The 891-nt window shown below is 57.9% G+C and carries 2 protein-coding genes; both read left to right on the plus strand.

Annotated features, from left to right (window positions below):
• Positions 1-516: RtcB family protein (locus AC1RO3_RS08005; RefSeq protein WP_481763930.1), on the plus strand; the 516-nt coding region annotated here is incomplete at its 5' end.
• Positions 517-518: 2 nt separating this feature from the next.
• On the plus strand, positions 519-891 hold a 373-nt coding region (locus AC1RO3_RS08010), incomplete at its 3' end, for a GatB/YqeY domain-containing protein (protein ID WP_481763931.1).

Here is an 891-nt window from a genome sequence, read left to right on the forward strand (position 1 = left end):
GTTGAAGCCATGTCGTGGGCGCAGGAATACGCACGCCTGAACCGTGATTTCATGCTCACGCTCGTGATCCGGGCACTGCGTCGCAAGCTCCCGGCCTTCACGCTCGTCGATCAGGCGATCAACTGTCACCACAACTACCTGTCGCGAGAAATTCACGATGGTCGTTCGATGATGGTGACGCGGAAAGGTGCAGTGTCTGCGCAGAAAGGCCAGCTTGGCATCATCCCGGGTTCGATGGGCGCGAAATCCTTCATCGTCTGTGGCAAAGGTCATGAGGCTGCTTATTGCTCGTGTTCGCACGGCGCTGGCCGTAAGATGAGCCGAACGAAGGCCAAGAAGCAGTTTACGCAAGACGACCTCTTTTATCAGACAATGGGCATCGAGTGCCGGAAGGACGCAGGCGTCGTGGACGAGATTCCGGCCGCCTACAAGGATATCGATGAGGTGATGGGGGCGCAGTCCGAACTGGTTGATGTGGTGGCGACGCTGCGTCAGGTAATGTGTATCAATGGGTAAAAATGCTGATCAAACAAATCAAGTCTGACCAAGAAGACGCGCGCCGCGCCAAGGCCGCGCTGACGGCGACGTTGCTCACTACCCTGATCGGGGAGGCAATGATGGTTGCCAAAAACGACCAGCGTGAAGCGCCGACCGACGATGAGGTCAAAGAAGTCATCGGTCGTTTCGTGAAAGGCATTCGCGATACGCGCGCCGCGCTCGAAAAGGCGGGGACTCCGGCCGATGATCCGCGTCTCGTCACGCTCGAAGAAGAGCGTTTGGTGCTGGTCCGCTATCCTCCACAGCAGCTCACGGAAGCGGAACTGACCAGCATCGTGACCGGTATTCTGGAGGCAGACGCGAAAGCCGACATGAGGTCGGTGATGAGTGCTC

This window comes from Dellaglioa sp. CoH-57-MRSF-19 (genome assembly GCF_056781975.1).